Here is a 21,738-nt window from a genome sequence, read left to right as displayed (position 1 = left end):
CCCCAGCGCCCCGCGCCGGGGGGCCCCCCCCCCCCCGGGCCCCCCCCCCCCCCCCCCCCCCCCCCGCGCCGGGCGGGGGGCGCGCCGCCGTCCGGGGCGACCGGCGGCCGCCGCGGGCCCCGGCCCGCCCCGCGCCCGGTGCACAACCTGCTCCAGGGCCAGCCGGACGCCGCCTCCTTCCCCCGCACCGCCTGGCTCGCCTCGGCCCGCCGCGCCCTGACCGCCGCGCCCCACGAGGCGTTCGGCCCCGGCGATCCGCGCGGCCGCCCGGAGCTGCGCCGTGCCCTGGCCGACTACCTCGCCCGCGTCCGCGGCGTACGCACCGACCCCGAGCGGATCGTCGTCTGCGCGGGCTTCGCGCACGCGGTCCGGCTGCTGAGCGACACCCGGCTGCTGCGGCCCCGGATGGCCGTCGAGTCCTACGGCCTGGCCTTCCACCGCTCGCTGCTGAGATCGGCCGGGATCCGTACGGTCCCGCTCCCCCTGGACGCCGATGGCGCCCTTACGGAGGGACTGGCCGACCTCGACGGCGTACGGGCGGCCCTGCTCACCCCCGCCCACCAGTTCCCCACCGGCGGTCCGCTGCACCCCGAGCGGCGGGCCGCGGCCGTCGCCTGGGCGCGGAAGAGCGGCGGTCTGGTGCTGGAGGACGACTACGACGGGGAGTTCCGCTACGACCGCCGTCCGGTGGGCGCCGTCCAGGGCCTCGACCCCGACCGGGTGCTCTACCTCGGCTCGGCCAGCAAGAGCCTCTCCCCGGCGCTGCGGCTGGGCTGGATGGTGCTGCCGGACCATCTGGTCGACGGTCTGCTGGCCACCAAGGGGGAGCGCGAGGGATGGACCGGCGTCCTCGACCAGCTGACCCTCGCGGACTTCATCGAATCGGGCGGGTACGACCGCCATGTGCGCCGTATGCGCCAGCAGTACCGCCGTCGGCGGGATCAGCTCGTCGCCGCCCTCGCCGAACGCGCGCCCCATGTCCGCGTCTCGGGGATCGCGGCAGGTCTGCACGCGGTGCTGGAGCTGCCGCCCGGCACCGAGCGGTCCGCCCTGCGCGCCGCCGCCTGGCAGGGGCTGGCGCTCGACGGCCTCGGCGGCTACCGCCACCCGGACGCCACCACACCCCATCGCGACGGGCTCGTGGTGGGCTACGCGACCCCGCCCGAGCACTCGTTCGCAGGGGCGCTGGACGCGCTGTGCCGCGCCCTGCCGCCCGAACAGACGGCCACCTGAGGTCGGAGACGGCCACCCGACGTTGCTGCGGCCACCCGACGTTCAGGCGGTTATGACGCCTTGAGCAGCGCTCCTTCACGCCACTTGAGAATCTTGTCGAAGCTCACCACCACCCCGCCGCGACCCGGACGGTCGCGGTAGCGGACATGGTCGGTGAGGGCCTCGATGAGAAAAAGCCCCCGTCCGTGCTCCGCCTGTGGCGGGGCCGGACTGCGCGGCTGCTGTGGTCTCGGCGCGCCCGCCGGGCGCCGCTCGTTCCGGGTGCGGGCCTCGCGGCGGACGGTGCCGCGTCCGGCGAAGCCGGGACCGGAGTCGGTGACCTCGATACGGCAGGTGTCGCCGTCGATATAGGCCGTGACTCGATAATCCCCGCCCGTGCCGTCGCGACCCCCGTGCTCCACCGCGTTCGCACACGCCTCGGAGAGGGCGACCGACAGATCGTAGGAGATCTCCGGATCCACTCCGGCCGTCTCCATGGTGCCGAGGAGCAGTCGTCGTGCGAGCGGAACGCTCGCCGCCTCGCGGGGCAAATGGAGTGACCACCAGATGCTCATGCTCCAGCCTCCCGGCCGCGGCTCGACATACCGTTACGTATTGCCTGGGTCCATGGTCCGTAAGCGTGTTATTGACGTGACTCCGCTCATTCAGCGGACGCGCTCGATGCGCGAACCGGTGTATGGGCCTGTCCCGGTGTGCGCCGGTACGCCCCACCCGCCGTAGGGAACGCGTCCACCCAGTGGGATGATGGCGCGGCCATGGCTTCCCCTGTCGCCCGTGCCGGCGCCGATCTGCGAATGCTGCGGGCCGCGGTGTTCACCGCGGTCTGCGTCGTGCTGTCCGCGACGGGGCACGTGCTGGGCTCCTGCGCCACCGTGCCGCTGTGGACGCTGGGCGTGGGCTGCGCGGCGATGTTCACGGTGGCGCTGTCGCTGGCCGGGCGGGAGCGGTCGCTGCCCGGGATCGCGGCCGTGCTGGCCGTCGGACAGCTGGCGCTGCACGCGCTCTTCGCGGTCGGACAGGACCGGGCCGCGGCGGCCGGGGAGGCCGCCCATCGGGCCGACGTCGCCCAGGGCCATGTGATCGGCCTGGCCGCCAGGCTGCTGTGCGCGTCGGGCCCCGGACGGCTCGACGCCGCGACGGCCCATCGGATCGTCACCCATGCGGGCATCGACCCGTCCGCCGCGCACGGCGGCCCGCACACCATGCCGGCGTCCACCGCCCCGGCGGGGCGGGCGGCCGGGCTGGAGAGCCTGCTGCCGTCGCTGCCCATGACCCTGGGCCATCTGCTCGCCGCGCTGGCCATCGGCTGGCTGCTGCGCCGGGGCGAGATGGCCGTATGGCGGGCGGTGCGGCTGTCGGTGGACGGGGCCCGAGGGGTCGCGGAGGCCACGCTCGTACGGGCGCTGCGCGCCGCCCTGAGGCTCGTAAGGGTGCTCCTGACCCCTTCGCAGGCGCCTTACGGCGGGCAGAGCCGTCCGCGCACGGCCGAGCGGGACGAGGGCGGGCCGACGGCGCTCGTCCTCCAGCACAGCGTGATCAGGCGGGGACCGCCGGTCTGCGTCCTCGCGGCCTGACCGACGCGACGCTCCTCCAGCGGGACCGGAGGGCGGCCGCGACGTCGCCGCACGCGCGCCCACCCATCTGATCATTCCTGTTCCTGGAGTGTTGACATGAACGCCATGCGTCTCCGCCGTCTGCCGGTCCTCGGATGCCTCACCGCGGGCGGCCTGGTGCTGCTCACCGCGGGCCCGGCCGTCGCGCACGTGAGCGTGCAGCCGGGTCAGGCCGAGAAGGGCGGCTACAGCACCATCGACTTCAAGGTGCCCAACGAGCGCGACGACTCCTCCACCGTCAAGCTTGAGGTGACCCTCCCCGCAGACCACCCGCTCGCCTCGGTGATGCCCCAGCCGGTGCCCGGCTGGGACGTCAAGGTCACCAAGTCCAAGCTCCCCAAGCCCATGGAGATGCACGGCGAGAAGATCAGCGAGGCGGTCACCAAGGTCACCTGGACCGGCGGCAAGATCGAGCCGGGGATGTTCCAGCAGTTCCCGCTCTCGGTCGGCCAGCTGCCCGACGACGCCGACCAGCTCGCCTTCAAGGCCCTCCAGACGTACGACGACAAGGAGGTCGTGCGCTGGATCGAGGAGCCCAAGGAGGGTGCCGCCGAGCCCGAGAACCCGGCTCCGGTGCTCAAGCTGGTCGCCCCGGCCGAGGGCTCGGACGGCGATGGCGCCGCCGCGGCGTCCGGCCAGGACAAGGACTCCGAGAAGGCCGGAGCGGAGAATTCCGTCTCCAAGGACGCCTCGGACGACGAGGACGGCAGCGACACCACCGCCCGGGTGCTGGGCATCGCGGGCATCGTCATCGGCGCCGCCGGTGTCGTCTTCGGCGTGGTCGCCAGCCGCCGCCGCTCCGCCTGACCGCCGACCACTCGACCGCATGCGCGTAACCGCCGGTGACCACGGGTCCTGAACCGACCGCGTGATCCCGGCGGGGCGGCGGGCCCTCGCACCCGCCGCCCCCGCGCACCACCGATCCACCCCTTTCTTCGGGAGAACAGCTCCATGCGCACCAAAATCCTGGCCACCGCGCTCGTCGCCACCGCCGCGCTCACCCTCAGCGCCTGCGGTGGCTCGGACGACGGGGGCAAGGGCGACAACGCCGCCGCCGAGGTCAAGGGCGGCCAGAGGTCGGGACAGGCCATCGTCCTCGACCAGGCGAAGGCCAAGCCGGACCTCGTCCTCACCGGCACCGACGGCAAGAAGTACGACCTGCTGAAGGAGACCGAGGGCCGGCCCACCCTGCTCTTCTTCGGCTACACCCACTGCCCGGACGTCTGCCCGCTGACCATGAGCAACGTCGGCATCGCCGTGAAGAAGCTCCCCAAGGCCGAGCGGCAGAAGCTACGGGTCGTCTTCGTCAGCACCGACCCGGCCCGGGACACCCCCAAGCGGATCCGCTCCTGGCTGGACGCCCAGGGCGGCACCGACTTCGTCGGCCTGACCGGCGACTTCAACACCGTCGAGGCCGCCGCGCGGCCGCTGGGCATCTACATCGAGAAGCCGAAGAAGGAGAAGGACGGCAGCATCACCGTCAGCCACGGCGCCGAGGTGATCGGCTTCTCGCCCAAGGACGACAAGGGCCACTGGATCTACACGACGGGGGCCACGGCGGATCGTTACGCCAAGGATCTGCCAAAGATCATCGAGGGGCGGAACCCGTGACGGCGGCAGGTCCCGGCATCCGTAAGGCTGCCGCCGCGGTCCTCACCGTCGGTCTGTCCGCCGCGCTCGCCGCCTGCGGGAGCGAGGACAGCGGCGGCGGGGACAGCGGAGACCACGCGGGCCACAAGGGCGCCCCGAAGCTGTCCGTGAGCGGTGCCTATGTCTCGCAGCCGCCCATGGACGACATGGCGGCGGGCTACCTGGCCGTACGGAACGCCGGTGGCGGCGCCGACGAGCTCACCTCCGTCACCACCCCGCTCGCCTCCGAGGTCACCCTGCACACCACCAAGGGCAACCGGATGAAGCAGGTGAGCTCGCTCGATGTCCCGGCCGACGGCCGGCTCGAGCTGACCAGCGGCGGAGATCATCTGATGCTGACAAATCTCACCCACCGGCCGAAGGTCGGTGAGAAGGTCAGCTTCACCCTCCACTTCGCCACCTCCGACCCCATCGAGATCAAAGTCCCGGTCGAGCCGACGACGTACCGCCCCAAGGACTGACGCCCGATGCCCTCGCTGACCTCCCTGGCCCCCGCCGGGCCCGCCGCGACTCGCACCCGGACCACCGCGACCGCCCGGCGGCTGATGGCGATCTGCGGCACCCTGCTCGCCGCGCTGCTGTGCGCGCTGAGCGTGGGCGCGAGCTCCGCGTCCGCGCATGCCGCGCTCACCTCGACCGACCCCGCCGACGGCTCGGTGGTGAAGACCGCCCCCAGAGAGGTCACGCTGAACTTCTCGGAGGGCGTGCTGCTCTCCGGCGACTCGGTGCGCGTGCTCGACCCCAAGGGCAAGCGCGTGGACACCGGGAAGACCGCCCACGCCGACGGCAAGTCGTCGACCGCCGCCGCCGGGCTGCACTCCGGACTGCCGGACGGCACCTACACGGTGGCGTGGAAGGCGGTCTCGGAGGACAGCCACCCGGTGAGCGGCGCGTTCACCTTCTCCATCGGCGCCCCGTCCAAGACCAAGGCGAAGGTGCCCACGGGGCAGGCGTCCGACTCCACCGTCAGCACGCTCTACGGGATCGGCCGGTACGCCGCCTACGGCGGTTTCGCGGCGCTCGTGGGCGGCTGTGTGTTCGCCGGGCTCTGCCGGTCCTCGCGCCCGGTGCGGAAGATCGCCGTGGGCGGCTGGGTGACGGCCTTCACGGCCAGTCTGCTGCTGTTGCTGCTGCGCGGGCCGTACACCGACGGCCAGGGGATCGGCGGAATCCTCGACCTCGGCGGGCTGGGCGATGTGCTGTCCACCAAGCCGGGCGCGGCGCTGCTGTCGCGGCTGCTGCTGCTCGGCGCGGCGGCGGTCTTCCTGGCCGTCCTGTTCGGCTCGTACACCCGGCGCACCGGGGAGGGGGAGGCGGACGCGCGGCGCCGCCAGGACCTCGCCTTCGGGCTCGGATTCGGCGGCACGGTGATGGCGGTGGGCCTCGCCGCGACCTGGGCGATGGCCGAGCACGCCTCGGTGGGCCCGCAGCGGCAGCTGGCCATGCCGGTGGACGTGATCCATCTGATCGCGGTCGGAGTCTGGCTGGGCGGTCTGGCCTCGCTCGCGGTGACGCTCCGGGCCGGCGAGCCGATCGAGCGGGCGGCCGTGCGCCGCTTCTCGCGGCTGGCCTTCGGCTCGGTCGTCGCCCTGGTGGTCACCGGGCTGTACCAGTCGTGGCGGCAGGTGGGCTCCTGGGGCGCGCTGACCGACACCGAGTACGGGCGATGGCTGCTGGTCAAGGTGGGTCTGGTGGCGGTGCTGGTGGGCATCGCCGCCGTCTCGCGCCGCTGGACCGGGCGCCTTACGGAGGCCACGGAGGCGGGCGAGGCGGCAGCGGACGCGGAGGCCGAGGCGGAGAACGATGCCGAGACCAAGGCCGAGACCGATGTCGAGGCCACGGCCGACGAGGCCAAGGCGGCGGTGAAGGCCGCGCGGCCGGTCCGTACCGGTGCGGCCGACGCGGCGGTCGACACCCCCGCCGACGCCCTCGCCGAGGCCCCCGTCGACGCCCTCGCCGACGCCGGAACCGAGTCCGGTGACGGGCCCGGCGACGACTCGGGTACCGGCGCCGCCGACGGCGATCCCGTACGCGCCGCCCAGCTCGCCCGTCAGCGGGCCGCCAAGGACAAGACCGCCACACTGCGGGAGCGCGACGCCGACCGCGAGCGCAGCGGGCTGCGCCGGTCGGTGCTCGCCGAGACCATCGTGGCCGTCGTGCTCCTCGCGGTGGCCACCGTGCTCAGTGGCACCCAGCCCGGCCGGGCCGAAACCGAGCAGGCGAAGGCCCCGGCCGCAACCCCCGGCGACCAGCTGAACGTCGACCCGGTGAGCGTGCTGATCCCCTACAACACGGGTCCCAAGAGCGGTCGCGGCAAGGCCGTGGTGATGATCGAACCCGCGCTGCCGGGTGACAACGCGCTGCACGTCTTCACCACCGACCTGGCCGACCGTCCCGTGGACGTGCCCGAGGTCAAACTGTCGCTGACGCTCAAGGGCAAGGGGATCGGGCCGCTGCGCATCCCGCTCGAGCGCCTCTCGACCGGGCACTGGAGCGCCAAGACCGTCCAGCTCCCCATGGCCGGCACCTGGCAGCTCTCCCTGACCGTACGAACCTCCGACATCGACCAGGTGACGGAGACCAGGAACGTGAAAGTCGCTCAATGACCACAGAGCAAGCACCCTCGTCCGGCATCTCCCGACGGCGTCTGCTGGGCTCGGCGGGCGCCGCCGGAGCGGCCGGACTGGTCGCCGGCGGAGCCGCCGGAGCCTACGCGTCCGAGGCGACGCGGGAGGCACCCGCCCCCCTCAGCTCGCTGGGCGCCACCGCCGTGCCCTTCCACGGCAGGCGCCAGGCGGGCATCACCACCCCCCTCCAGGCCCACGGCCATCTCCTCGCCTTCGACCTGGCGCCCGGTGCGAACCGTAAGGCGGCCGCCGCACTGCTGCGCCGCTGGTCGCGGACGGCCAAGGAGCTGATGGCGGGCGAGGCCCCACCGGACGACACGGGGATCGCGCTCGACGCCGGTCCCTCGTCCCTTACGGTCACCTTCGGCTTCGGCCGGACCTTCTTCGGCAAGGCGGGGGTCGAGGACCGGCTGCCGGAAGCACTCGCCCCGCTCCCCGACTTCGTCTCGGACGCGCTCGATCCCAAGCGCAGCGACGGCGATCTGTGGATCCAGATCGCCGCCAATGACGCGCTGGTCGCGTTCCACGCGCTGCGCGCCCTGCAGCGCGAGACCGCGGACACGGCCCGGCCGCGCTGGCAGATGAACGGCTTCAACCGGTCTCCCGGTGCCACCGGCCGCCCCATGACGACCCGCAACCTCATGGGCCAGATCGACGGCACCAACAACCCGAAGCCGGCCGACGACGACTTCGAGCGGCGGATCTTCGTACCGGAGAGGGGCGAGCCCGCGTGGATGGCGGGCGGTTCCTACGCGGTCGTCCGGCGCGTCCGGATGCTGCTGGACTCCTGGGACCACCTCTCCCTGGAGCGGCAGGAGAAGGTGGTCGGCCGCCGTAAGTCCGACGGTGCCCCGCTGTCCGGCGGCACCGAGAGCACCCCGGTTCAGCTCGACAAGGTCGACAAGAACGGTGCGCTGGCCATCGCGGGCGCCGCCCACGTACGGGTCGCGGCGCCCGCGTCCAACCAGGGCGCCGCGATGCTGCGCAGGCCCTTCTCGTACCACGACGGCTTCCGCGACGACGGGGCGCCGGACGCCGGGCTGCTTTTCATCGCCTGGCAGGCGGACCCGATGAAGGGGTTCGTGCCGGTGCAGCGGAAGCTGGACCTGGGCGACGATCTGTCGCGGTTCCTGCGGCACGAGGCCAGCGCGCTGTTCGCGGTGCCTCCGGGCTGCGCCCCGGGGGAGTACGTGGGTCAGGCACTCTTGGAGGCATAGGAAAGGGGACGAGCCGCCCCGGAGCATCGCGTCCAAGGGGTGTCCGTACGGGTGTCCACCATGCGGGTCGGAGGCCCCGGCCGACGCGGGTATCGTGGCGGTCTCGTCTGATCACAGGGAGCGACCGTGATGTCGGCCAGCCGCTATGCCTACCTCGGCCCCGAGGGCACCTTCACCGAGGCCGCGCTGCGGTCCATGCCGGAGGCCGCCACCCGGGAGCTGGTGCCGATGGTCTCCGTGCCGGTGGCGCTCGACGCGGTGCGCTCCGAAGCCGCGGCCGCCGCCCTGGTGCCCATCGAGAACTCGGTCGAGGGCGGGGTCACCGCGACCCTCGACGAGCTCGCCACCGGCGAACCGCTGATGATCTACCGCGAGGTGCTGCTGTCGATCAGCTTCGCGCTGCTGGTGCGGCCGGGCACCGCGATCGCGGACATCAAGACGGTGACCGGGCATCCGGTGGCCCAGCCACAGGTGCGCAACTGGCTGGCGGCGAACCTCCCGGACGCCCTGTGGGAGTCGGCCGCCTCGAACGCGGACGGGGCGCGGCTGGTCCAGGAGGGGCGGTACGACGCGGCGTTCGCGGGTGAGTTCGCGGCGTCCAGGTACGGTCTGGAGCCGCTGGTCAGCGACATCCACGACGCGCAGAACGCGATGACCCGCTTTGTGCTGGCCGGCCGCCCGGCCCGGCCCGCCGCCCGGACGGGCGCCGACAAGACGTCCGTGGTGATCTGGCTCGGTGACGACCACCCGGGCGCACTGCTGGAGCTGCTGCAGGAGTTCTCCGCGCGCGGGGTCAACATGATGCGGATCGAGTCGCGCCCGACCGGCGAGGGCATCGGCCGCTACTGCTTCTCGGTGGACTGTGAGGGGCACATCACCGACCGGCGGGTGGGCTCGGCCCTGATGGGGCTGAAGCGGATCTGCCCGAAGGTGCGGTTCCTGGGCTCGTACCCCCGGGCGGGTGTGACGGCCGATGACATCGCGCCGCTGCGGCACGGGACGTCGGACGAGGCGTTCATGGAGGCGGCGGAGTGGCTGGCCCGCTGCCAGGACGGCCGGGCCTGAGCCGGACGCCGGGGGCGCAGTGGGCGTCAACAGAATCGCTGCGAAAAAGTTATCCACAGGCTGATGCCTCACGCTGGGGATAAGTCGACAACCTCAATCCGGCACAGCGGGCACATTACGACTTTCTCCGCATTCATCACCATCGTCGGACATCACTCACTTGTCACCCCAATTCGCTCGACCAACTCTTTGGAGTGAGGGATTCCTCTCTTGTGGAGTGTGTGAACGCGGCTTGACAGGGGAATCCATCGCCGAGCATCTGGGCGGCCTTAACGATCACTGCTGCATCCACAGATCTCACACACAGCCTGTGGATAACTTCGGGGATTCCCCCATGCCTGTGGACAACCAACCGCCAACTCACCCTGTGCACAAGGGAAGAAGGTCGACTCGGCGCTGCCTCTTTGCCCCTTTTCGGGGATTGCGGAAGCATTCCTTGACGGCGGCCGTCACAGGAATTCCCCGGTTTACCCACAGCCCCAAAAGGGGGCAAACTGGGACGCAAAGGAATATCGCGTCGAGCACCCGAGGTCACACCGGTAACCTGGGGGGGTGATTGACCTTCGCCTGCTCCGTGAGGACCCCGATCGTGTGCGCGCCTCCCAGCGCGCTCGTGGAGAGGACGTCGACATCGTCGACGCGCTCCTGACCGCCGACGAGCGGCGCAGGTCCTCCAGTGTCCGCTTCGACGAGCTTCGCGCCGAGCAGAAGGCGCTCGGCAAGCTCATCCCCAAGGCCTCCGGTGACGAGAAGGCCGAGCTGCTGAAGAAGGCGGGCGAGCTCTCCGCCGCCGTCAAGGCGGCCGACGCCGAGCAGGACGTGGCCGCCGAGGAGACCCAGCGGCTCCTGCTCCAGCTCGGCAATCTGGTCCACCCCGAGGTCCCGGTCGGCGGCGAGGACGACTTCGCCGTCCTGGAGACCGTCGGCACCCCGCGCGACTTCGAGGCCGAGGGCTTCGCGCCCAAGGACCACCTGGAGCTCGGCGAGCTGCTCGGCGCGATCGACACCGAGCGCGGCGCCAAGGTCTCCGGCTCCCGCTTCTACTACCTGACCGGCATCGGCGCCCTGCTGGAGTTCGCGCTGGTGAACGCGGCGATGGCGCAGGCCACCGCGGCGGGCTTCACCCCGATGCTCACCCCGGCGCTGGTCAAGCCCAAGGCCATGGAGGGCACCGGCTTCCTCGGCCAGGCCGCCGAGGACGTCTACCACCTCGACAAGGACGACCTCTTCCTGGTGGGCACCTCCGAGGTGCCGCTGGCCGCGTACCACATGGACGAGATCCTGGAGGCGGACCAGCTGCCGCGGCGCTACGCCGGGTTCTCCTCCTGCTTCCGCCGCGAGGCCGGGTCGTACGGCAAGGACACCCGGGGGATCTTCCGGGTGCACCAGTTCGACAAGGTCGAGATGTTCGTCTACACGACGCCGGAGGAGGCGGAGGCCGAGCACCAGCGGCTGCTGGAGTGGGAGAAGCAGTGGCTGACCTCGCTGGAGCTGCCGTTCCGGGTGGTCGACCTGGCCTCGGGTGACCTGGGTTCGTCGGCGACGCGGAAGTTCGACTGCGAGGCGTGGATCCCGACGCAGGGCAAGTACCGCGAGCTGACCTCGACCTCCAACACCACCGAGTTCCAGTCGCGGCGGCTGTCGGTCCGGATGCGCGAGGGCAAGCGGGTCCGTCCGCTGGCCACGCTCAACGGCACGCTGTGCGCGATCACCCGGACCATCGTCGCGATCCTCGAGAACCACCAGCGGGCCGACGGCTCGGTGCGGGTGCCCGAGGCGCTCCGGCCGTTCCTCGGCGGGCGCGAGGTCCTGGAACCGGTCACCCGGTGAGCGGCGGCGACGACCTTCCGTACCGCCTGGTCGCGACCGATCTCGACGGGACACTGCTGCGCCCCGACCACACCGTCTCGGCGCGGACCCGTGACGCGCTCACCGCGGCCACCGCGGCGGGCGCCGCGCACATCGTGGTCACCGGGCGGACCGTCCCGGTGGCCCGGCACATACTCGACGACCTCGGCTACGAGGGGCTCGCGGTGTGCGGCCAGGGCGCCCAGCTCTACCACGCGGGTGAGCACCGGCTGCTGACCTCCGTCACGCTGGACCGCCAGGTGGCGCTGCTGGCGCTGGAGAAGATCGAGGCGGAGATCGGTCCGCTGTTCCTGGCCGCGGCCCGCGACGGTCTGGACGGCGAGGTGCTGTTCGGCGAGGGGTACCGGATGGACCACGAGGGGATGTCCCTGGTGCCGTTCACGGAGCCGGCCGAGCTGTGGTCGCAGCCCATCAACAAGCTCTACATCCAGCACGCCGAGCTGGGTGACGACGCGCTCGCGGACGCCGCCCGGACCGCCGCCGGGGGCCTGGTCGGGGTGACGATGGCCGGCACCGGGCTGGTGGAGCTGCTGCCGCTGGGGCTGACGAAGGCCACGGGTCTGTCGCTGGCCGCGCGCCGGCTGGGGATGACCGCGGACGACGCGATCGCCTTCGGCGACATGCCCAATGACATCCCGATGTTCGACTGGGCGAAGCACGCGGTCGCGATGGCCAACGCGCACCAGAACCTCAAGGCCGTCGCCGACGAGATCACCGCGTCCAACACGGAGGACGGCATCGCCGTGGTGCTGGAGCGGCTCTTCCCGGCGGCGGCGACGAGCGGCTGAACCGGCCGGACGCCGGTGCGGCCGCCTCGACGGACCGCCCGGCATCCGGGCTCGGCAGCGGGGATGGTCAGCCTCAGCCGAAGATCTTGACCGCCTGGTAGTACGTCCAGGCCGTGCCGTTGCACGACGTCTTGGTGGCACCGCTGTAGGCGTTGCACACACGCTTCAGGTCCTCGTAGAAGGCGCTGTCGATGCGCGCCTTGTTGGCGTCGAAGATGCCCATCGCCTTGTGGTTGCGGTAGCCGAAGTCATGGCGCGCGCAGGCGGTCTGGAAGGGGAAGCCGAACGGGTTGTCGGGGGAGCTGCTGCAGTAGTCGGTGGACCAGTCGAACTGGTAGGCGGACCAGGCACCCTGGTTGTTCCGTGCCGCGAGCCAGGTGTTGTAGCTGCTGGCGCTGGTCTGGGTCCAGCTGGCGAGCACCTGCCGCTTGTCCGCGGGGACCGCCTGGGCGGGTGCGGCCAGGGCGATGGTGGCGGCCGCGGTGACGGCTGTGGCGGCGAGACTCGTGACGAGGCGACGCATTCGGGTTCCCTCCGTTTTTACGCCTGACACCCCCTCAAAGGCTCATGGCGAAGGGAGGGGGCGGCGCGGTGTGATCCAGCGCACGCCAAGAGTTCGCCAGGTCCCTGACAACCGTCAAGATCTACATCGACGTAGAGATGAACAGAGTTCGACCACCAGAGTTTCGGAGTTTTCTCCAACTACCGCAGGTACGCGGGCCGTTCAGGAAGCACGCCAGGGGATCCGGGAGGGAGGGGTGAACCGCGGCCCCGGACCCTTGACCCTGCGGAGGATCGGGGAGGTCTCCATGTCCCGCACGGAGGTCAGCTCGGCGATACGGGTCGTCAGATAGGTGTAGAGGGCCGGTACATCGGCGCAGACCACGGTCGCCAGCAGATTCTTCGTCCCGGTGGTCGCACATGCGAATGCCACCTCGGGGTGGTTCGCGAGCGTCTGCCCGGTGGCGGCGAGCTCCGACGGCCGTACCGACAGCCATATCGCGGTGGTGACGTCCTGGCGGAACAACCGGTGGGAGTAGTCGACGTCGAAGTACAGGGTGCCGTCGGCGCGCAGATCTGCCAGTCGGCGGCGCACCGTGGACTGCGACCAGCCGGTGGCGGCGGTCAGTTCGGCCAGCGGCGCCCGCCCGTCCCCCGCGAGGACGTCCAGCAGCTTGCGGTCCTCGGCACTCACCGGCCCGCGCGGGCCCTTCGACCGGTCCGGGGCGGGCGGACGCAGCCGCGCGATCTGCTCGGCCGTCAGCGCGTCGGACTTGTTGACCAGGCTCCGCTCCCCACCGAAGAACTCATGCAGCACGCAGTGGGCGCTCACCCCCACCACCCGTGGCGTCTGCGGGAGTTTGCGCAGCAGCAGGGCGTCGCTGTCCTGGCCGGACGTGGCCCGGGTCGACGCGGAGACCTCGGTGCCGTCGGAGAGCACATGCACCCAGGAGGTGTCGGTCCGCCGGGCCAGCGCCTCGGCCACCGGCAGGGCGGCGTCCGGCAGGCACCGCACCCGCACCATCCAGACCACATCACCGACCGCCGCCGGGTCGGTGAGCCCCAGCACCCGGAGCGCGCCGGTGGTCCGCAGCCGGGTGTAGCGGCGGGCCACGGTCTGGTCGGAGACGCCCAGCACCTCGGCGAGCCGGCTGAAGGGGGCCCGGCCGTCGAGCTGAAGGGCGTGCACCAGCGCCCGGTCCAGGTCGTCGTACGCGTCGGATTCCACCGCACCACGCTAGCGGGTGTCGGATATCGCCGCCGGGGCGCGGGTGGCTGGAGGAACGGCCAGGTCGAGAACGACCGTAAGGGCCGCGGGATCGCCATCGGGGCCGGTCCGCCTCCATCCCTTTGTCGGATGCGCCGAACCACGGAGTCAGTCATGCGCAGATCATGGTGGCCGCTCGCCGCCATCACCCTCGGCAACTTCATGCTGTTGATAGACGTCACGATCGTGAACACCGCGCTGCCCCAGGTGGCACGGGGGCTGGACGCGTCCTTCACCTCCCTCCAGTGGGTGATGGACATCTACGCGCTGGCGCTGGCCGCGCTGCTGATGGTGGCCGGATCGGCGGCGGACCTCTTCGGACGGCGGCGGCTGTACCTCGTCGGCCTCGCGGTGTTCGCGATCTCCTCCCTGGTCTGCGGTCTGGCACCGGACGCCGGGGTGCTGATCGCGGCCCGCGCCGTGCAGGGGGTGGGGGCCGCGGCCATGTTCGCCACCAACACCCCGCTGCTGATGGCCACGTACTCCGGCCGCGACCGCGGAATCGCCTTCGGCGTGTGGGGCGGTACGAGCGGGGCGGCCGCGGCGGTCGGCCCGGTGCTGGGCGGGGTGCTGACCGAGTATGTCGACTGGCGCGCGATCTTCCTGGTCAATCTGCCGCTGACGGCGATCGCGGTATGGATCACGGTCCGTTCCATCGAGGAGTCGCGCGGCACGGCCGGGGTGCGCATCGACTGGCCGGGCGCCGCCTCGTTCACGGTGTGCGCCGGGGCGCTGACGTACGGGCTGATGCGCGGCGGCGAGGAGGGCTGGGCCGACACCGGCACGGTCACCGCGCTGGTGGCGGCCGCGGCCGCGCTGATCGCCTTCGTCCTGCTGGAGCGCGGGAAGCGGCAGCCGCTGCTGGACCTGGGGCTGATGCGCCGCCCAACGTTCGCGGTGCTCATGGCTGCGGCCCTGCTGCTCCAGGCGGCGGCCTTCCCGTACCTCACCTACGCCGGGCTGTGGCTGCAGTCGGTGCTGGACATGAGCCCGGTGCAGGCGGGGCTCGCGGTGACGCCGATGGCGGGCGTCTCGCTGGTCGTCGGCGCGGCGGGCGGACGACTGCTGGACCGGGTCGCCCCCGGGCGCGCGCTCGGCGGCGGACTGCTGCTGGTGGGCACGGGGGCACTGGTCAACGCGGCGATGGTGACCCCGGACGCGGACTGGACCGCCTTCGTCCCCGGCCTGGCCCTCGCCGGTCTGGGGATCGGCCTGGCCATGCCGGTGCTGGTCTCGGCCGCCCTCGGCTCGGCCCCGCCGGAGCGGGCGGGCATGGCCAGCGGCGCGGTGAACACCTTCCGGCAAATGGGCTACGCGCTGGGGATCGCCGTCCTGGGCACGGTGTTCGCGACACGGGTGCGGGACATGGTGGACGGCGGCGACACCGTCCCGGCCCGCGCGGCCGGGCAGGCCGCCGAGGCCATCAGCGGCGGCCACGCCGACGCCGTGATCGCCGCCGCGCCCCCGGCCCGGGCGGACGCGGCGCGTGCCCTGGTCCACGAGTCGTTCGCGGCCGGTCTCGACCGCATCTGCGTCATCGCGGGCATCGCGGCCCTGGTGGCGGGCCTCCTGGTCCTCACCGTCGTCCGCGGCGGCCCCGGCGGCACGCCCCCGAAGCCGACCCCCGAGAAATCCCCGCCGGAGCCGGTCCACGCCTGAGCGGTGGCCGACGCGGTACGACGAGGGGCGGGCGCCCGCCGGCGCCCCCCCCCGCCCCCGGTTCGTGTTGGCCGCGGGGGTGGGGGGCGTGCGGGTGCGGGCTCCGGACGACCGCGGCGGTCAGTGTGCCCGGCAGCGGGTCGAGATCGTCGAGGAAGCGGCCCCGGCCGGTGAGCAGTGCGGGGTCCTCGATCCGTGCGGTCGGCCGCCCCGGCCGTTCCGTGGTCGCGGTCACGTGGTTCACCTGTCTGTCGCGGTGTCGCTGTCGGCCAGCGGGTGGTAGTCGCCGGAGCTCAGCCGACGGCGGAGGATCTTGCCAGCGCCCGACTTCGGGATTTCCTCGACGGCGATGAGCCGCTTGGGGCGTTTGAGGGACGGCAGTCCGGAGCCTTCGCGCACATAGGAGCGGAGCTCGGTCAGCGCGTGGTCGGGGGTCGTTCCGCTCTCGGGGACGAAGAAGGCGGTGGCGGCCTGCCCCCAGCGGTCGTCGGGGAGGCCGACGACGACGACTTCGCTGATCACCGGACAGCCGATCAGCTTGTCCTCGATCTCGTCCGGATAGATGTTCTCGCCCCCGGAGTTGATCATGTCGTCGACGCGTCCGGTGACCCACAGGTCGCCGTCCTCGTCGGCCACGGCGAGGTCACCGGGGAAGTACCAGCCACCGCGGATCGACTCGGTGTTCGCGTCCGGCCGGTGCCAGTAGCCGGCGAAGGCGTCCGGGTTGCGCATGGAGACGGCGATCTGTCCCTGCTCGCCCGGCGCCACCTCGGCATCGGGCGGGGCGTCCGGGAACGGCTCCACCAGGCGGACCCGGGAGAAGACCCCCGCGCGGCCCGCACATCCCGGCTTCGCGATGACGTCGGTCCCGACGGTGAAGGTGTAGATCTCGGTGGATCCGAAGTGGTTGACGAAGGACTCCGGCCGCAGCGTGTCCACCAACTGCCGCACCAGCGTCGGAGTCATCGAAGCGCCGGCGTAGGCCAGCTTGCGCACGGATGTGGCCTGCCCCAGGCGGCCGGTGCGCAGCAGCGACCAGTAGATGGTGGGCACCAGATAGAGCGAACTGATCTCCTCATGGGCGATGAGGTCGAGGATTTCCTCGGCGTCGAACCTCGTCTGGGGAACCCAGGTGCCCGCGGCGACAACGGTGGCGATGAGGGTGCGCAGTCCCATGGTGTGGAACAGCGGCATCACGCCGAGCGTCGTGTCGAAAAGTGACTGTCCGCTCTGCAGCAGGTGGGCGACCGAGGCGTGGAACTCGGCGCCGTGGGTGCGCGGCACACCCTTGGGCCTGCCGGTGGTCCCCGAGGTGTACAGCATGACGCTGATGTCCTGCTCGGACACCCGGACGTCGAGCGGTCCGTCCGGCTGGTCGCGCGCCAGGCGCTCGATGGTCGCCTCGGCCGGGTCGCCCGAGCGGATCCACGGAACCGCCTCGACGGAAGCGAGCGCCTCCTGTGCGAGAGCCGAGGTGGCGTCGTCGGCGATCACCAGCGCCGGCTCCGCGTCGGATATGCAGCAGGCGAGTTCCGAGGGGCCGAAGCGGAAGGACAGGGGTACGGAGACGGCTCCCAGCTTCTGCGCCGCCAGATGGAGGCTGGCCAGTGGTTCGCCTCCGGCGCTCAGGAGCACCACCCGCTCCCGCGGCCGGACACCGAGCCCGGCCATCGCCCGTGCCAGCTGATTGGTGTGGCCGTCCCACTGTCCGTACGTCATCGGGGTCCTGCCACCGACAGCCCGGCGACGCGGATGGCGCTCGGCTGTCCAGCGCAGAACCGTGCTCAGATCCATCGCGGTCCTCTCCATTCCCCATGCGCCTGCCGGCGCTCGGCGGAAGCTTCCCGATCTCATGGTGCGAGCCGCACCGTATGATTCAGACCATCGTGGGATGGGAAGCTACGCCGCCCTGAGGAAGGTGTCAACGGTCCGGAGAAGACGACGACCGCGCCGCCCGTGCTTCCGGGCATACAAATGAGGCCGCCACGCCCGGCGGGCGTGGCGGCGTGTCACTGTGCTGCCGGTTTTACCGGGCCGTCGGCCGCCTCTTCATGGACGAGAACTCACCGCGCTCGACGCGTTCCTGGACACCGCGCCAGAACTCGCGGGCCGCGTATTCCATGCCCAGGCCGAGCTCGAGGGTGACCATACGGCTGGCGACCTCTTCGATCCCGCCGTAACGGCGCTGCATCTCCTCGTACTCCGCGATGCGCCGCTCGTGCTGCTCGATCTGGTCCCGGGCGAGGCGCGCCACGTCGTCCGGCTCCGCCAACTCGTTGAAGAAGAGCTTGATCTCCGCGATGTCGCGCAGTTCGAAGTGCTCCTTGACCGGCTCGGCCAGCCAGTCCCGCAGCGCGGCGTCACCCGCCTCGGTGATCGTGTAGATCTTGCGCCGCCGCCCGGTGTCCTCCTCGTGCACGTCCAGAAACCCGGCCCCCTGAAGCCTCTTGGGCTCCGCGTACAGCTGAGCGTGCGGGAAGTTCCAGAAGTAGCCCACAGACCGGCCGATCGCGCGCTTGAGGTCGTAGGGGGTGGATGGGCCACGCATGGCGATCATCCCGAGAACCACGTACGACGTCGTCGAGAGCCGGAATGCTGACATGGTCCGAAGCGTACCGTGGCGCCTGGGGCCCTATCGCTTCGGCGTGGGAAAGCGGCAGTTCACGACCAACGCCCCGCCATGTTCGCCCGGCATCGCCGCCTGCGGAGGCGGGCGGGCACCGGCATGGCGGGGCGCGGGGGTCGGCGGTGTGCGGTGCCGGGGCGGCACGAGCGCATCCCGCCGCCGGTTCAGCTCCCGGGCGTGAGCTCGAGGGTGTCGAGCACTCCGTACACCCCGAGGAAGGCGATCGCCACACTGCTGAGGACGAGGGCGGCGGTCAGCCAGGGGTTGGCGCGGAAGCGGGGCGGGACGCCGGTGTAGCGCAGGCGCCAGACCGCGACCACGACCGCGAGCAGGAAGATGCCACCGCCGATGCCGCCGATCTGCACCATCAGGACCGGGGACTGCACCCACAGGAAGATGCACATCCACACCGGGGGCAGACAGCAGGTGAGGATGCGGATGGTGCGCGTGCGCACCCGCATGTCCTTCCAGTCGATCACTCCGAGCAGACCGAGGGTGTTGGTCCACAGGCGGGGAACGCTGGCCGACGAGGCGACGGTGACCGAGAAGAGGACGGCGATCGCGCCGCCCAGGAACAGGTACTCCGCCCAGGGGCCGAGCGTGTCGGTGTAGATGTGCGACAGCGTGGTGATCATGTCGTTGCCCTCGGGCACCAGGCCCTGTGGGTGGAGCACCGAGGCGCCGATCACGTAGAAGGACAGCGTGCAGATGGTGCACACGACCCAGGAGACGCCCACGTCGAGCCGCATGACCTTGAGCCAGCCCTCGGCCCGCCGGGCGCGCTGCTCACTGCCGTCGTCGGGGCCGGTCCAGCGGGCGTAGCCCTTCTCCATGCACCAGTAGGTGTACGTCGTCATCTCGTCGGCGCCGACACCGGTGATGCCGAACATGGCGAGCGCGATGCCGACCGTGCCCGCGGGGATCTGGAAGCTCAGCCCGTCGGCGAACTGCTCGGAGCCGTATCCGAAGGCGGTGAACGGCAGGGCGAGGGCCAGGCCGAAGGTGATGATCGTCTTGAGGGTGATGCCGACGATCTCGACCCGCTCGACGACGGGGTACTTGCCCGTCTGCAGGATGAGAATGGCGGCGCCGGTCACGATGATGGCCCAGATCGTCAGCGACGATGTGCTCAGCGAGCCGCCGTGGATCGGCAGCAGGATCGAGCAGGCGGCCGCGGTGCCGCCGATGATGCCGCCGCGCTGGAACATCTTGGCGAAGTCCATGCCGATCCAGAGCCAGTTGATCCAGCTCAGCCGGCCGATCCGGGGGCCGACGTCGCGGAAGCCGTCGAGCGCGGGCCGGCCGTTGAGGATGGTCCAGCGGGCCAGCTCCATCTGCACCCACACCTTGACCGCGGTCGAGACGATCACCAGCCACAGCAGGGCGAACCCGGCCTTCGCACCGAGCGAGGTGGTGGTGATCAGCTCACCGGAGCCGACGACGGCGGCGGACAGCACGAGCCCGGGGCCGAGGTGGCGCAGTCGGCCGCGGAACGTCTCGGGGGCCGGACGGGCGTCTTCGGCGCGCAGCGCGTACGGGTCGGTCTGCGCGGGTGGCGGCGCCGCCGTGGCGCCGTCGGTCGTGGTGGACATAGCGGGTCCTTAGAGGATCTTCCGGCGCCGTCGCCGGTATCCGGAATGGGGACAGGGTTCGTGTGGGGGCGTGTTGTGGCGCCGTGTGCCGCCGCGTCTCAGCGCGCTGGGTGGTGCGGCTGCTCACCCGCCAGTACGCGGACGATGTCCTCGGCCACCATCGCGCCCATGGCCTGGTTGGCCTCGGGTGTGCAGGCGGCCATATGGGAGGTGAGGAGGGTGCGCGGGGCCTCGCGCAGCGGGTGGTCGGCGGGCAGCGGCTCGGTGCTGAACGCGTCGAGGGCCGCGGCCCCCAGATGCCCGGAGCCGAGCAGGTCGGCGAGCGCGCGTTCGTCGATGAGGCCGCCGCGCGCGGCGTTGACCAGGATCGCGCCCGGTTTCATCGCCGCCAGGCGGGAGCGGTCGAGCAGCGGAGTGCCGGACGGGTCGGGCGGCGTGTGCAGGCTGACGGCGTCGGCGCGCTCCAGCAGGGCGTCGAGCGCGGCCGGTTCGGCGCCGTGCGCGCGGATGTCGGCCCCGGGGACGTACGGGTCGTGGGCGAGCAGCTCCATCCCGAAGGCGCGGGCATAGCCGGCCAGCAGGCGGCCGATGCGGCCGAAGCCGACGATGCCCAGCGTCCTGCCGCGCAGTTCGGGGCCGAACAGCTTCGGCCAGCCGCCCGCCGCCACCGCGGTGTGCGAGGCGGTCAGGGAGCGGGTCGCGGACAGCAGCAGGCCGAAGGTGTACTCCGCCACCGCTCGCGAGTTGCTGCCCGGCGCGCACACCACCGGGATCGCGCGCGCGTGGGCGGCGGCCACGTCGATGGTGTCGACGCCGACACCGTGCTTGGCGATCACCTTGAGGCGGGGTGCGGCATCCATCACCTCGGCGGTGATCGGGTCCATGCCGACGATCAGCGCATCCGCTTCGGCCGCGTACTGAAGGAGCTCGGCGGCGGGCAGCGCCGCGTCCTCGCGGGGGCGCAGGGGCCCCGCTCCGGCCTGCTCCAGGATCTGCCAGGGCCGCGCCGAATGCCGGGCGAAGGTGGGTGTGGTGATGAGCGTGGTCGGCATCAGCGGGCCTCACCGCGTGCCGCCCGGAGGTGGGACGTCGCGATCTGCTGCAGGTGCACGACATCGGCCGCGACCGTAGCGAACGTGAAGCCCTCGGCGAGCCGACGGGCGGCGCTCTCGCCGTCGGCGTTGTGAATGCCGGCCGCGATGCCCACCGCCTCGGCCGCCTTGCGGACGCGGGCGAGGGCCCGCTCGAACTCGTCCTGTACGGCAGGGTCGGTGGACGTCGCGCCGCCGATGGCCAGGCGCAGATCGGACGGGCCGACGTAGACGCCGTCCAGGCCGGGGGTCGCGCAGATCTCCTCGAGGTTGGCCAGGCCGTCGGCCGTCTCGATCATCGCGAGGACGGCGGTCTGGTCGTGCGCGTCGGCCGGGTTCGGGCCGATGCGGAGCTGGGCGCGCATCGGGCCGTACGAGCGGCGGCCCAGCGGCGGGTAGCGGACGGCGGCCACGGCGTCGGCGGCGTCCTGGGCGTTGTCGATCATCGGGACGATCACGGCGCTCGCCCCCGCGTCGAGCGCCTTGCCGATGTAGGTGAGGTCATTGGCCTCGACGCGCACCATGCCGACGGCGGTGCTGCCCTTGGTGTCGGTGGCGAGAAGGTTGTTCAGCATGCCCTGGTAGCCGAAGAGGCCGTGCTGGGCGTCGAAGGCCAGGTAGTCGTAGCCGACGCGGGCGAGGCGCTCGGCGGCGACCGGCGAGTCGAGCAGCGACCAGTAGCCGATGAGCTGCTCACGATTGCGCAGTGCGGCGATGAACTGGGCGGAGGTGCGGCCGGTGGCCATGGGTGTCTCCCTTGCGACGTTGCGAGGTGGGCGGCGGGGTCAGCGGTTGTAGGCGGGCATCGGGCCGCGCAGCCGGGCGCCGACCTCGTCGCAGGCGGTCAGGACGTGGGGGGGGGGCGGGGGGCCCGCGCCCCCGCGCCGGCGGCGCGGGCGCCCCGACCCCCCGCGGCGCGGCGCCCTCGCGCCCGCGGTGC

Annotated in this window: 19 protein-coding genes; 11 read left to right on the top strand and 8 right to left on the bottom strand. The window is 72.0% G+C overall.

The window, feature by feature from the left end:
- On the top strand, positions 1–1,233 hold a 1,233-nt coding region (locus ACFXB5_RS04835), incomplete at its 5' end, for a PLP-dependent aminotransferase family protein (protein WP_385202399.1).
- Positions 1,234–1,283: 50 nt separating this feature from the next.
- Here ACFXB5_RS04835 and ACFXB5_RS04830 read toward each other — a convergent pair.
- Positions 1,284–1,787 (bottom strand): ATP-binding protein, encoded by a 504-nt coding sequence (locus ACFXB5_RS04830; RefSeq protein WP_201856506.1) that lies wholly within the window; start codon positions 1,785–1,787, stop codon positions 1,284–1,286.
- A gap of 201 nt (positions 1,788–1,988) precedes the next feature.
- Here ACFXB5_RS04830 and ACFXB5_RS04825 point away from each other — a divergent pair, with 201 nt between their 5' ends.
- The 9 genes from ACFXB5_RS04825 to ACFXB5_RS04785 all read left to right on the top strand — a co-directional run bounded on the left by ACFXB5_RS04825 (position 1,989) and on the right by ACFXB5_RS04785 (position 12,062).
- Positions 1,989–2,807 carry a hypothetical protein gene (locus tag ACFXB5_RS04825; RefSeq protein ID WP_385202397.1) on the top strand — a complete coding sequence of 273 codons (819 nt, stop codon included), beginning with the start codon at positions 1,989–1,991 and terminating at the stop codon, positions 2,805–2,807.
- Between the two features lie 96 nt (positions 2,808–2,903).
- Entirely contained in the window at positions 2,904–3,653 is a 750-nt protein-coding gene (locus ACFXB5_RS04820; protein ID WP_385202395.1) for a YcnI family protein, read from the top strand.
- 144 nt (positions 3,654–3,797) lie between these two features.
- Positions 3,798–4,457 carry an SCO family protein gene (locus ACFXB5_RS04815; protein ID WP_385202393.1) on the top strand — a complete coding sequence of 220 codons (660 nt, stop codon included), beginning with the start codon at positions 3,798–3,800 and terminating at the stop codon, positions 4,455–4,457.
- On the top strand, positions 4,454–4,957 hold the full coding sequence (locus ACFXB5_RS04810; RefSeq protein WP_385202392.1) for a copper chaperone PCu(A)C: 504 nt from the start codon (positions 4,454–4,456) through the stop codon (positions 4,955–4,957). Before ACFXB5_RS04815 ends, ACFXB5_RS04810 begins: the two co-directional genes overlap by 4 nt.
- Positions 4,958–4,963: 6 nt before the next feature.
- Entirely contained in the window at positions 4,964–7,102 is a 2,139-nt protein-coding gene (locus ACFXB5_RS04805; protein ID WP_385202390.1) for a copper resistance CopC/CopD family protein, read from the top strand.
- Positions 7,099–8,340, top strand: a complete 1,242-nt coding sequence (gene efeB / locus ACFXB5_RS04800) for an iron uptake transporter deferrochelatase/peroxidase subunit (protein WP_385202388.1) — start codon at positions 7,099–7,101, stop codon at positions 8,338–8,340. Before ACFXB5_RS04805 ends, efeB begins: the two co-directional genes overlap by 4 nt.
- 129 nt (positions 8,341–8,469) lie before the next feature.
- Positions 8,470–9,405 carry a prephenate dehydratase gene (gene pheA, locus ACFXB5_RS04795; RefSeq protein WP_385202386.1) on the top strand — a complete coding sequence of 312 codons (936 nt, stop codon included), beginning with the start codon at positions 8,470–8,472 and terminating at the stop codon, positions 9,403–9,405.
- Positions 9,406–9,957: 552 nt separating this feature from the next.
- Positions 9,958–11,235, top strand: coding sequence for a serine--tRNA ligase (serS, locus tag ACFXB5_RS04790; protein ID WP_385202384.1), 1,278 nt, complete (start codon positions 9,958–9,960; stop codon positions 11,233–11,235).
- Positions 11,232–12,062: an HAD family hydrolase gene (locus ACFXB5_RS04785; RefSeq protein WP_385202382.1), complete on the top strand. Its 831-nt coding sequence runs from the start codon at positions 11,232–11,234 to the stop codon at positions 12,060–12,062. The genes serS and ACFXB5_RS04785 overlap by 4 nt, the downstream gene beginning before the upstream one ends.
- Positions 12,063–12,135: 73 nt before the next feature.
- On the opposite strand, the gene ACFXB5_RS04780 is transcribed toward ACFXB5_RS04785, so the two are convergent.
- On the bottom strand, positions 12,136–12,585 hold the full coding sequence (locus tag ACFXB5_RS04780; RefSeq protein ID WP_201856515.1) for a phospholipase: 450 nt from the start codon (positions 12,583–12,585) through the stop codon (positions 12,136–12,138).
- 201 nt (positions 12,586–12,786) lie between these two features.
- The gene (locus tag ACFXB5_RS04775) at positions 12,787–13,791 is read right to left on the bottom strand and encodes an Lrp/AsnC family transcriptional regulator (protein WP_385202380.1); all 1,005 of its coding nucleotides are present in this window, start codon (positions 13,789–13,791) and stop codon (positions 12,787–12,789) included.
- A 153-nt stretch (positions 13,792–13,944) separates the two neighbouring features.
- On the opposite strand from ACFXB5_RS04775, the gene ACFXB5_RS04770 reads away from it, so the two are divergent.
- Complete coding sequence (locus tag ACFXB5_RS04770) at positions 13,945–15,489, top strand: MFS transporter (protein WP_385202378.1); 1,545 nt, start codon at positions 13,945–13,947, stop codon at positions 15,487–15,489.
- A 240-nt stretch (positions 15,490–15,729) separates the two neighbouring features.
- On the opposite strand, the gene ACFXB5_RS04765 is transcribed toward ACFXB5_RS04770, so the two are convergent.
- The 5 genes from ACFXB5_RS04765 to ACFXB5_RS04745 all read right to left on the bottom strand — a co-directional run bounded on the left by ACFXB5_RS04765 (position 15,730) and on the right by ACFXB5_RS04745 (position 21,544).
- Entirely contained in the window at positions 15,730–17,283 is a 1,554-nt protein-coding gene (locus tag ACFXB5_RS04765) for a class I adenylate-forming enzyme family protein (RefSeq protein WP_385202376.1), read from the bottom strand.
- 232 nt (positions 17,284–17,515) lie between these two features.
- Complete coding sequence (locus ACFXB5_RS04760) at positions 17,516–18,091, bottom strand: PadR family transcriptional regulator (protein WP_385202374.1); 576 nt, start codon at positions 18,089–18,091, stop codon at positions 17,516–17,518.
- A gap of 188 nt (positions 18,092–18,279) precedes the next feature.
- Complete coding sequence (locus ACFXB5_RS04755) at positions 18,280–19,707, bottom strand: Nramp family divalent metal transporter (RefSeq protein ID WP_385202373.1); 1,428 nt, start codon at positions 19,705–19,707, stop codon at positions 18,280–18,282.
- Positions 19,708–19,805: 98 nt separating this feature from the next.
- Positions 19,806–20,759 (bottom strand): phosphoglycerate dehydrogenase, encoded by a 954-nt coding sequence (locus ACFXB5_RS04750; RefSeq protein WP_385202371.1) that lies wholly within the window; start codon positions 20,757–20,759, stop codon positions 19,806–19,808.
- A complete protein-coding gene (locus tag ACFXB5_RS04745; RefSeq protein ID WP_385202369.1) occupies positions 20,759–21,544 on the bottom strand; it encodes an HpcH/HpaI aldolase/citrate lyase family protein in 786 nt (261 codons plus the stop codon). Before ACFXB5_RS04745 ends, ACFXB5_RS04750 begins: the two co-directional genes overlap by 1 nt.
- Positions 21,545–21,738 lie beyond the last annotated feature (194 nt).

The sequence above is a fragment of the Streptomyces sp. NPDC059455 genome (assembly GCF_042750115.1).
Taxonomy (GTDB): Bacteria; Actinomycetota; Actinomycetes; order Streptomycetales; family Streptomycetaceae; genus Streptomyces; species Streptomyces endocoffeicus.
This window is presented reverse-complemented; position numbering and strand designations above follow the sequence as displayed.